The sequence below is a fragment of the Enterococcus sp. AZ141 genome (assembly GCF_051714385.1).
Classification (GTDB): domain Bacteria; phylum Bacillota; class Bacilli; order Lactobacillales; family Enterococcaceae; genus Enterococcus_D; species Enterococcus_D entomosocium.
The window spans coordinates 3,507,410-3,518,264 of sequence record NZ_JBIORT010000001.1; the positions used below are offsets into that span (position 1 = coordinate 3,507,410).

General features: G+C 44.8%; 9 protein-coding genes. 1 reads left to right on the forward strand and 8 read right to left on the reverse strand.

Annotated features, from left to right (window positions below; all coding sequences use genetic code 11):
* Positions 1 to 117 precede the first annotated feature (117 nt).
* Positions 118 to 1,023 carry a YitT family protein gene (locus IGI89_RS16170; protein WP_005237068.1) on the forward strand — a complete coding sequence of 302 codons (906 nt, stop codon included), beginning with the start codon at positions 118 to 120 and terminating at the stop codon, positions 1,021 to 1,023.
* A 44-nt stretch (positions 1,024 to 1,067) separates the two neighbouring features.
* On the opposite strand, the gene IGI89_RS16175 is transcribed toward IGI89_RS16170, so the two are convergent.
* The 8 genes from IGI89_RS16175 to ilvD form a co-directional block, all read right to left on the reverse strand.
* Complete coding sequence (locus tag IGI89_RS16175; RefSeq protein ID WP_008381051.1) at positions 1,068 to 1,625, reverse strand: YpiB family protein; 558 nt, start codon at positions 1,623 to 1,625, stop codon at positions 1,068 to 1,070.
* A 9-nt stretch (positions 1,626 to 1,634) separates the two neighbouring features.
* Positions 1,635 to 2,894, reverse strand: a complete 1,260-nt coding sequence (locus tag IGI89_RS16180; RefSeq protein WP_438735838.1) for a tetratricopeptide repeat protein — start codon at positions 2,892 to 2,894, stop codon at positions 1,635 to 1,637.
* Entirely contained in the window at positions 2,895 to 3,944 is a 1,050-nt protein-coding gene (locus IGI89_RS16185; RefSeq protein WP_008381049.1) for a hypothetical protein, read from the reverse strand. It abuts the gene before it with no gap.
* A gap of 167 nt (positions 3,945 to 4,111) precedes the next feature.
* Positions 4,112 to 5,365, reverse strand: coding sequence for a threonine ammonia-lyase IlvA (gene ilvA, locus IGI89_RS16190; protein WP_035007051.1), 1,254 nt, complete (start codon positions 5,363 to 5,365; stop codon positions 4,112 to 4,114).
* Positions 5,366 to 5,376: 11 nt separating this feature from the next.
* Complete coding sequence (gene ilvC / locus IGI89_RS16195) at positions 5,377 to 6,366, reverse strand: ketol-acid reductoisomerase (protein ID WP_008381047.1); 990 nt, start codon at positions 6,364 to 6,366, stop codon at positions 5,377 to 5,379.
* 50 nt (positions 6,367 to 6,416) lie between these two features.
* A complete protein-coding gene (ilvN, locus tag IGI89_RS16200) occupies positions 6,417 to 6,893 on the reverse strand; it encodes an acetolactate synthase small subunit (RefSeq protein WP_005229349.1) in 477 nt (158 codons plus the stop codon).
* 4 nt (positions 6,894 to 6,897) lie between these two features.
* Positions 6,898 to 8,598 carry a biosynthetic-type acetolactate synthase large subunit gene (gene ilvB, locus IGI89_RS16205; protein ID WP_086316991.1) on the reverse strand — a complete coding sequence of 567 codons (1,701 nt, stop codon included), beginning with the start codon at positions 8,596 to 8,598 and terminating at the stop codon, positions 6,898 to 6,900.
* A gap of 2 nt (positions 8,599 to 8,600) precedes the next feature.
* Positions 8,601 to 10,289 carry a dihydroxy-acid dehydratase gene (ilvD, locus tag IGI89_RS16210; protein WP_008381045.1) on the reverse strand — a complete coding sequence of 563 codons (1,689 nt, stop codon included), beginning with the start codon at positions 10,287 to 10,289 and terminating at the stop codon, positions 8,601 to 8,603.
* Between the last annotated feature and the right edge of the window lie 566 nt (positions 10,290 to 10,855).

Here is a 10,855-nt window from a genome sequence, read left to right on the forward strand (position 1 = left end):
TATCTTACCAAAAGAATGGCTGCCTGCCTAGATAGAGCCCCCCTCAGGATTTGTTGTACATTCAATGATTTCGTGCTACATTGATACTTGTGGAAGTTGAATAACGGAGGAAACAGGATGCGGGCATTTTTTTCATGGCGAACGATTCGCGACATTGTTTTGATTATTTTCGGTACGAGTATTTATGGCTTCGGTCTAGTCTATTTAAATATCCCAAATGACTTAGCAGAAGGCGGTGTGACAGGGATCACCTTGATCCTGCGAGCCTTATGGGGAATCAATCCTGCCATTAGTACATTGATCTTAAATATTCCGATCATTTTGATCGGTGGCAAAATTCTTGGTCGACGCTCATTAGTGTATACGATTTTAGGAACCTTTGGTTTGTCTTTTTGGTTGGCATTTTGGCAGAGTGTTCCCCTGTTGATCGATCTACAGCATGATCTACTGATCGTCGCACTCTTGGCTGGTTTGATTGCAGGGATCGGTAGTGGGATCGTCTACAAAGTCGGTGGAACAACAGGTGGCGTCGATGTACTAGCGCGCATTTTAGAGAAAAACTTTGGGGTGACGATCGGGCGGTCGCTTTTGATCTTTGATGTGTTCGTCCTGTTGCTTTCTTTGACCTATATAGATTTGAACCGCATGATGTATACCTTGATTTTTTCTTATGTCTTCACTCGTGTGATCGATTCGATCTTAGACGGCGGCTATTCAGCCAAAGGGATTTTAGTAATCAGCAATCACAGCGAAGAGATAGCTCCTGTTTTAATGGATGAATTGGAACGCGGTGTCACGTTTTTACAGGGCGAAGGGGCTTACTCAAGAGTATCGAAACAAATCATTTATATGGTGGTCAGCGGACGGGAGATTTCTGAAGTCAAGCGCATTGTTCATGACTTTGATCCGCAAGCGTTTGTTTCTGTCATCAATGTCCATGAAGTCGAAGGCGAAGGCTTTACCTACTTAAGACCTAAGTCACGGTTCTTACAGCGCAAAGCAGCGGTCTCTAAAACAAAATAAAGACTAAAAAAGCAGTCCCGGTTAAAGGACTGCTTTTTTATTTGTCAGCGGCTTTCTTCTTTTTGTTGGAGCAAGTGCCGATTTACTTCATCGGAAAGTTCTAAGAAGGCATCACGATCCCCATTTTCCAATGCTAGATCGATCTGCCGATACAAGGTATCAATTTTGGTTTTTGCTTCTTCTTTTTCAAGGTACTGGGTAACATGTTGGGTCATTTCTTGATCCAAGTGGTCGTTCCAACGTTCATAAGGATTGTCTTCTAAAACTGCTAAATAAAAGGATTGCGACCAAGAATCTGGAAAGAGACATTCAAGATACAAGGGTTGTTTCCAATTCATGCGAATCTCGTGAAAAATCTGATCAATGTCATAAAAGGTCTGTCCTTCGATACTCAAGACAAAGGGTTCGCCTCCAACTTCCGTACTGCGGACACTTAAGCCCCGTTTGGCTGCGGCTGCCCCTTCTACAAAATGAACATTGGCCAAGATCGCTTCATGGTTCGCCAGATAGTTTAACACCCAAGAGACTTCTCGGCGGCTGAAGGAAACGGTCGAAACTAACCAATTAAGAAACTTTTTCTTTTCTTGTACATTGATGTTCATTTCTCTCACCTATCTTTCTAATAAGTCCTCCACGATCGACTGTACTTCTAAATCACCTGGTTCGTGTGCCAAATAATGTTGTAGCAAATGAAGAGCTTCAGGTAAACGCCCTTCTTCACGTAAGAAAATGCCGTATTCCTTCATAAACGCCGGTTCATGGTGCAAATCAGCATTGGCTTCTTCGTAATATTTTGCTGCTTTGTCAAAATCTTCTAACGCATTGAAGGCTTGCGCTAGATTCCATAAAGCGTGAGGCTGTTCATTGTCTTCCATTCGCTCGATCGCCAAGATCGCTTCTTGCCAACGCGCTTCATTCAAGTATAAATTACTTAAAGTCAGTAATGTATCCTCTTCTTTTTCACCAGTTTCCAGTGCTTTAAGTAAAAATGACTCGGCTGCTTCACTGTCATGAAGTCGGTAAGCATTCTCGGCAGCAAAATGATAGAAATCCACTTGATATGGATCTTCATGAATCCCTTCTTCGATCACACGTTGCGCTTCTTCCAGCTGTTCTTCTTCTTGCAATGCTTCAGCCAAATAAAGATACAAGGCCCGGTATTGGGGATTCATGACCCGCAACTGCTGCAAGTAGCGAATCGCTTGTTCATTTTCCTTCAGCTGCAAATAGACTAAAGCCGTTTGAAAGAGACGCTCGTCCGTCTGTTCGTCTTCTAAGCTTGCTTCAAAATATTCCAACGCCTCTTCAAACTTACCTGCCATACTCAATGAAGTTCCGGTCCGTTCAACGATCGAAATCCCCGAAATATCCGTAATATCTTCTTCCAGCAATCCTTGATAAAGGTCAACAGCTTCTTGATAGCGATCCGTTGAAAAAGCTAACTCAGCTAAGGCAAAACGAATCAAGGGTTCCTCTGGCACAAGGCTTTGCGCTTCTTTTAGTTTGGCTTCACTAACTTCAGGGATACCGATCAATTGGTAAAGATCCGCACTCAATAACAAGGCTTGCAGATAAGCTTCACTCGTTGGTGGTATTTGATCGATATAGGTGAAGGCTGTTTCAATCTGGTCTTCTTCCATCGCAATTTCCGCTAAAGGAAGCAGCAAAGCTTCATTTTCAGGATGCCGCTGCTGCAAGGTTTCAAATAACGTTTTCGCCTCTTCTAAAAAACCGATCTGCAGTAATTCATCGCCTAAAGCGCCAAGTGTCTCATCATCATCTTTTTGCAGTGCTTCGGTAAAATTCAATTGTGCTTCAGCCAACTCTTCTGCGGCTAGTGCTTTTATCATTTTTTCACTATAAGTTTCCATTTAGACCCCTCGAATCTCATTGATTAATCGCTGATAAGTCTCCATCGTCTGGACAAGATCTTTCTCCTCGATTTCCGTTCTGCCCCCTATTGTACCAACTTTTGCCAAAAATAACAGTTTTTTTTCTTTTTGCTGCAATTCTAGTACACGGCTGAAATATTCGCTTAAGGAAAAAGACTCGGGCAATTCGATAGGAAAGCCTAATCGTGCAAGCCATTGGCAAAATACTGGCAGATCGACAGTCAACTGCTGCTGCTGGACTGTCCAAATAAAATGAAACAAAAAGCCAAAGAACAATTTCATTGCATCAGACAGCAAGTGACCATTTTCTGTTTGATAAGCAGCATCGGCAAAGAGTTGCCCAAACTCCTCTAATTCGCGTCCCGACTGCTGATACAATTGGATCAGCTGATTGGTATAAGCTGCCAACGAGTGTCTCATCAATGCCTGATGACTGGGGTACGTTCGATAAAGTTCCTTTAAAAAATCGCTATCGGCAAGCACGCCACCACGGATCAGGGTCAAAAAGTCGACAAGTTTCCCATCGATTTGCTTTTCGGCAATCGTCTGATCGAAAATAACAAATTGTGGTGCATTAGGATTTTCCAGCATCGGGATATCTGGCTTTTTCACAACGATCGCTGTTTCTTTGACACTTTTGGCTAAGGCCCGCAAGGAAACAGGAATCAACCAAAGCTGTGTCGATAGGACCGAAGTCGCATGGATAAAACTGCTCAGTGCCAATACACCTTCATTCCCAAACCCGACGATCAACAAGGACTCTTGCTTTGAAAAGCGACCGAAGAAATCCATTGCGGCCTTAAATTCACTAAAGTTGTTGCAATACATTTGGTTGGTACAAATATACCAATTGACCTCGCGCGGCAAAAACAGGCGGGTTACTTTTTCTGAAAAGCGGTCATAATAACGCTGATTCGTCAAAATGATCACCTGCTGCGGCTCGATCGACTGTCCTTTCATGACCGATGCCAATGTTTCCCCGTAAGAAATCTGGGTTTCTTGCTCATTTCTGTAAAAAACAGCTTCCATCGGCTCACTCCTTTGTTGCTACTACTTACTATTATAGCAAGAAGCCGCTGAAACACCTACTAAATCGCTAACCATTAGGAAGTATTTTCACCGATTTGTCCCATGATTCTATGCCAAAAAGCAAAAAACATGGTTTCCTGTATTACAAAGGAAACCATGTTTTTTTTCTAAACCAAAAGCGAGTAAAGTGATTGATTTTGCTGAAGGTTGATGTAGCCTTGATCAAACTGTTCAATTCGTGACAGTAATGCGGGTAGATCGTTTTTTTGTTTCAACAAGATTCCCAGCATTACTGGTCCTGTTCCACGATTGATTTTTTTCGTATATTCAAACCTCGTGATATCATCATCAGGCCCTAATACATGGCTAACAAATTCCTTCAACGCACCGGGACGTTGTGGGAAATTGACGATAAAATAATGTTTCAATCCTTGATAAATCAGTGATTTCTCTTCGATCTCTGCCATGCGGGAACTATCATTGTTACCACCACTCACAATACAGACGACCGTCTTGCCTTTGATTTGCTCTTTGATCTCATCCAGGGCTGCCACGCTCAAGGCACCAGCTGGTTCAGCGACGATCGCTTGTTTGCTGTATAATTCTAGAATCGTTTGGCAGATTGCACCTTCTTCCACCGTTACCAATTGATCCACATAGCGTTTGGCATGGGCATAGGTCTGAGCTCCGACTTGTTTGACTGCCGCACCATCGACAAAGGTTTCAATATGCTCTAAAGCCACCGGTCCTTGGTGATCAAAGGCTGCTTGCATCGAGGCGGCCCCTACAGGTTCTGCTCCAACAACTTTTATATTTGGCTGCTTTTCTTTCAAATAGGCTGCGGTCCCGCTGATCAAACCACCGCCACCAATGGCAGCCACCACTAAATCGATCGATACTTGTTTTTTTTCAGCATCCGCCAACATTTCCACGGCTACTGTTCCTTGTCCTGCGATAATATTGGGATCATCAAAAGGAGCAATGAAAGCCATTTGCTTTTCTTTTGCAAATTGTTTGGCAGCCTGCGCCGCCGCATCAAAGGTATCTCCCACCAATTCGATTTTGACGTAGTCTCCGCCGAAAAAGAGAACTTGCGCGATTTTTTGTTGCGGCGTCGTTGTTGGCATGAAAATGACCGCATGGATCTGCTGTTCTTGGCAGGTATAAGCAACGCCTTGGGCATGATTTCCGGCACTGGCACAGACGACGCCACGACTGGTCTGCACAGGATCTGCTTGGGTGATCGCATAGTAGGCACCTCGTAATTTGAAGGACCGGACTTTTTGCAAGTCCTCTCGCTTCAACAAAACCGTCGCTTGGTATTTTTCAGATAAAAAGCGATCATACTGCAGCGGTGTATGACTAACTGCTCCCCGCAGTCGTTCATATGCTTGTTCGATTGCAGAAACTGTCACCAACAAACGCGCCACCTCTAATCTTTCGCAACAAACGGCATCATTTTCCGTAACTCGCTGCCGACTTTTTCAATTTGATGGTTGCCGTTTTCTTCACGCATTTTATAGAATTCAGGGAAGCCATTTTGATTGTCTTCAATGAATCCTTTCGCGAATTGACCATTTTGGATATCTGTCAATACGGCTTTCATGTTTTCTTTGGCTTGTGCGGTGATCACCCGAGCACCGGAAACGTAGTCGCCATACTCTGCCGTATTCGAGATCGAATGGCGCATTTTTTTGAATCCTCCTTCATAAATCAAGTCAACGATCAGTTTCAATTCATGACAGACTTCAAAATACGCCAATTCCGGTTGGTACCCGGCTTCTACCAATGTTTCAAAGCCAGCTTCGATCATGCTGGTCAAACCGCCACAAAGTACGGCTTGTTCCCCGAAAAGATCGGTCTCGGTCTCTTCTTTAAAGGTCGTTTCCAAAACGCCGACCCGTGTGGCACCAATGCCTTTTGCATAAGATAAAGCTGTCGCTTGTGCGTTGCCAGTCGCATCTTGATAGACTGCAAATAAGGCTGGCACCGCAAACCCTTCGGTAAAGGTTCGACGCACCAAGTGGCCCGGTCCTTTAGGCGCAACTAGGAACACATCCACCTCTTCTGGCGGCGCGATCACATCAAAATGAATATTAAAACCATGCGCAAATGCTAATGCATTGCCGGCAGAAAGATTCGGTTCGATCTCATTTTTATACAACGATCCTTGGATCTCATCGGGTGCCAAGATCATGACTACGTCCGCTTTTTGAGTGGCTTCGGCTACTGGAAAGACTTCAAATCCGTCGTTTCTTGCAGCTTCTGCTGACTTTCCTTCACGAATGCCGATAAAGACTTCATGACCTGTGTCCCGTAAATTTTGCGCATGAGCGTGCCCTTGAGAGCCGTAGCCGACGATCGCAATCTTCTTGTCTCCTAGATTATCTGTAACTTCCTCGTTGTAATATACTTTTACCATACTTGTTTCCTCCGAATTCTTTCTTTATTTTAAGCAATTCAAAATTGCACTTACCCTCTTGTAAAGCCAGTGACACCCGTTCGTGCCAACTGTTTGATCCCGTAGGGACGCAAAACTTCGATGCATGCTTCTACCTTTTTCGTATCACCGGCAACTTGCACAACGATCGTTTTCAGTGCGACATCGACAATGTGCGCTCGAAACGGATCAATCACTGCTTGGATCTCCGAGCGGCTAGTGGTTGGTGCATTGACTTTGATCAGCACCAGCTCTCGTTCGATATGAGGAACTTCTGTAATATCAGAAACCTTCAAGACATCTATTTGTTTATTTAAATGCTTGGTCACTTGTTCTGTTTCTGCCAAATCGTTCACGTTGACAATGATCGTCATTCGTGAAAACTCTGGCCGTTCCGTTGTGCCGACAGAAATACTCTCGATATTGACCTGCCGGCGGTTTAAGACACTCGTGATGCGGCTCAAAACACCTGCTTCATTATGGACGATTGCTGCTAATACCCGTTTCATCCCCTTAGACCCCCATCATTTCATGATTGGCTTTCCCCGGTGGGATCATCGGCAACACATGCTCTGAGGGCGAGACCATTACTTCGATCAGTTGCGGCCCCGTATGTGCAAAAGCTTCCGCTAGCATAGCAGAAAGCTGAGTGGGTTCATCGATCCGACAGCCTTCGATGCCATAAGCTTGTGCTAGTTTAACAAAATCAGGTTGCTGTGCAAAAACAGAGGCAGAGCGTCGTTTGCCATGAAATGTTTCTTGCCATTGGCGGACCATTCCTAACGAACGATTATTCAACAAAACAAATTTGACATTCAAGCCATACTCATTCAAAATAGCAAATTCCTGGTTTGTCATTTGGAACCCGCCATCGCCAACAAACACCACGACCATTTTTTCTGGATGAGCAAATTGGACGCCAATTCCCGCAGGGATACCATAGCCCATCGTGCCTAGTCCGCCACTGGTGATCAACTGCTTAGGAAAGCGAAACGGATAATACTGCGCGACCCACATTTGATGCTGCCCAACATCGGTGATGACGTAAGCCTCTCCTTTGGTCAAACGCCCTACTTCTTCGATGACTTTTTGCGGTTTGATTTCTTGTGCTTGAGTGCGATCATAGCGATAAGGTTTTTCCGTCTTCCGTGTTTGGCATAGATCCGACCAGGCAGACCACGTTCCTCTAGTTGGCGGATACCGTAGCATCTGTTGCAAAGCAGCCTTGGCATCGCCGACGATTGGGATCTTTGTCTCTACAATCTTGCCAATCTCCACCGGGTCGATGTCGATATGAGCAACGATGGCCTGCTTGCCGAACTGACTGCCGGCAGTCGCTAAGCGATCATCGAAGCGAGAGCCGATATTGATAATCAAATCGGCTTCTGATAAAGCCATGTTCGCCGCATACGTTCCATGCATACCGCCCATGCCCAAGAAAAATTGATGATCATTTGGCAGTAAGCCTAAGCCGAGCAACGTTGTGACTGTCGGCAACTTGTACTTGGCAATAAATGCATTTAATTCAGCCGCAGCTTCAGCCGCGATCACGCCTGCACCAGCCAGTACCACTGGTCGCTGTGCTTTTTCTAAAACGTGCATCAATTTTTCAATTTGCAGACGGGAAGGCTCTGCATTCGGTTGATAACTTTTCCTTGTGATCGGCAATGAGCAGGTTTCAGCGGTTTCTTGCAATGTAATATCTTTCGGAAGGTCGATCACAACAGGTCCCTTACGCCCAGTTGAAGCGATGTGAAAGGCTTCAGCGATCACTTTCGGTAAGTCATCCACACAACGGACTTGGTAATTGTGTTTCGTGATCGGCAACGTGATACCTAGAATATCCGCTTCTTGAAAAGCGTCTTTGCCAATTCCTGGTACGGCCACTTGCCCCGTGATAACCACCAACGGTACGGAATCGCTCATAGCATCGGCAATGCCAGTAACGACATTCGTAGCACCTGGACCACTTGTCACTAAAACGACCCCAACATTGCCAGTAGCTTTGGCATAGCCTTCAGCGGCGTGGATCGCGCCTTGCTCGTGACGCGTCAAAATATTCGGAATCGCTGCATCATATAATTGGTCATATAACGGTAAGACGGCGCCACCCGGGTAGCCAAAGATCATTTCGACGCCTTGCTCTTGCAAGCTGTCCACTAACACTTGCGCGCCAGTCCTTAGATGCGATGCTTGATAGTCGATGTTTTCCATTGCTACTCCTCCTCATCAGGTACTCGCATAATCCCGCCCGTATTCGCAGAGGTCACTAAAGCGGTATAACGTGCAAGCCATCCTTTTTTTACTTTTGAACGAAACTTCGGTCGTTCTTGCGCACGCTTGGCAAGCTCTTCTTCTGAAACTTGCAGATTTAGCGTTCGATTTGGCAAATCAATAATGATCTCATCGCCATCGTTGACTAGTCCTAATGGACCACCGGCTGCAGCTTCCGGAGAAATATGTCCAACTGCGATCCCCCGCGTCGCTCCTGAAAAGCGGCCGTCTGTAATCAAGGCGACATCTTTGCCTAACCCACGACCAACGATACTTGAGGTAGGCGCCAGCATTTCCGGCATTCCCGGCCCCCCTTTCGGGCCTTCATAGCGGATCACTACGACATGTCCTTTTTGTACGGTATGATTGTCAATTGCTGCGACTGCTTCATCATGAGAATCAAAACAGATCGCTTTCCCTTTGAACACTTGGACACTTGGATCAACCCCGCCAACTTTGATGACACTGCCTTCTGGGGCGATGTTTCCGTACAAGATCGATAGACCGCCAACTGGACTATACGGATTTTCTTTCGGATGGATGACTTCTTCGTTGTGGATCTTCGCTTCAGCGACATTTTCTCGCAACGTCTTACCGGTAACAGTCGGTCGATCGGGATGAATCGCTCCCTCGATATCACATAGCTCCCTAATGATCGCTGAAACCCCACCGGCTTCATGGACATCATGCATTGAATAGGCTGATGATGGCGCGATTTTTGAGAGATAAGGCACTCTTTTAGCGATTTCATTGACCCGTCTTAAGTCATAATCGATCTCAGCTTCATTGGCGATCGCTAAGGTATGCAGCACTGTGTTGGTGGACCCCCCCATCGCCATGTCTAAAGCGAAGGCATCATCAATAGCTTCTTTGGTCACGATGTCTCGAGGTTTCACTTGTTTTTCAACAAGATCCATCAACTTAAAGGCGGCTTGTCTAACTAGTTCTCGTCGTTCTTCAGACACGGCAAGAATCGTACCATTGCCTGGCATTGCCAATCCTAAGATCTCTAAGAGACAGTTCATTGAATTGGCAGTAAACATCCCTGCACAGGAACCGCAAGTCGGACAGGCATTTTGTTCCATAAACTCAAAATCTTCTTTTGTCATATTACCCGTCTTGTACGTCCCAACGGCTTCAAACATGGAAGATAAGGTTATTTGATGTCCCCGAGGATCAATGCCGGCTTTCATAGGACCGCCGGAACAAAAAATTCCTGGTACGTTGGTCCGCATGGCTGCTAAGATCATGCCAGGAGTGATCTTGTCACAATTTGGGATATAAAATACGCCGTCAAACCAGTGGGCATTGATGACGGTTTCTGCAGAATCAGCGATCAATTCTCGGCTAGGTAGCGAATATCGCATACCGATATGTCCCATAGCAATGCCATCATCTACGCCGATTGTATTGAACTCGAAAGGGATGCCGCCAGCTTCACGAATCGCTTCTTTTGCGATATCTGCTAACTCCCGTAAATGCACATGCCCAGGCACGATATCGATATAGGAATTACATATCGCAATAAATGGCTTGTTCATATCATGGATATTTTTAACTTGTCCTGTGGCATAGAGCAGACTCCTAGCTGGCGCTGCATCGATCCCTTTTTTAATTTGATCACTTCTCACACTCATCATCTCCTGCATTTTGGAATAAAAAAAAGCATCCCGGTTATAAAAAACTGGGATGCTTTGCCAGAATCCCATTTTACTTACGCAAATAGGACTCAAACAAACGGATAATTTTTGCTTCCGTGTTCTAAGTCCTGGTATCAATAATAATGACTAATAAATATTGATTAAAATTACGCATAGAAAATGGCTCCTTCATTAGAAATAGTAACGTTCTTGTAATTGTTTACCAATATACCCTTTGCAAAATCACTTGTCAACGAATTTTCTGAATTTTTTTCAATAATGACAATTCTAAGGAACCCTTTCTCACATCAGATGTCATTTAATCACTTGCTTGTTTTGATAAAAATGACTTTTAAATCACCTTTATTCTTGCTTGAGAATTAAAGTGTGCCAGCAACCCATGTTTTTTTAAGATCAAAAGAAAAACAAAAAATAATTTTGAATTTTCTGACAATAACAACCGATTCTTTTCCCATTCGTTCCGCCTGCATGGTGGCAGTCCCTAGTTAGACAAAAGAAAAAACCCTTGATTACTCAAGGGTTTCTACAAGACTCAA

What these genes read in the sequence shown, in the direction of transcription:
- IGI89_RS16180 (WP_438735838.1), bottom strand. Translation starts at nt 2,894, where the DNA reads ATGGAAACTTATAGTGAAAAAATGATAAAAGCACTAGCCGCAGAAGAG.
- ilvC (WP_008381047.1), bottom strand. Translation starts at nt 6,366, where the DNA reads ATGGTAAAAGTATATTACAACGAGGAAGTTACAGATAATCTAGGAGAC.
- IGI89_RS16175 (WP_008381051.1), bottom strand. Translation starts at nt 1,625, where the DNA reads ATGAACATCAATGTACAAGAAAAGAAAAAGTTTCTTAATTGGTTAGTT.
- IGI89_RS16170 (WP_005237068.1), top strand. Translation starts at nt 118, where the DNA reads ATGCGGGCATTTTTTTCATGGCGAACGATTCGCGACATTGTTTTGATT.
- ilvB (WP_086316991.1), bottom strand. Translation starts at nt 8,598, where the DNA reads ATGGAAAACATCGACTATCAAGCATCGCATCTAAGGACTGGCGCGCAA.
- ilvN (WP_005229349.1), bottom strand. Translation starts at nt 6,893, where the DNA reads ATGAAACGGGTATTAGCAGCAATCGTCCATAATGAAGCAGGTGTTTTG.
- IGI89_RS16185 (WP_008381049.1), bottom strand. Translation starts at nt 3,944, where the DNA reads ATGGAAGCTGTTTTTTACAGAAATGAGCAAGAAACCCAGATTTCTTAC.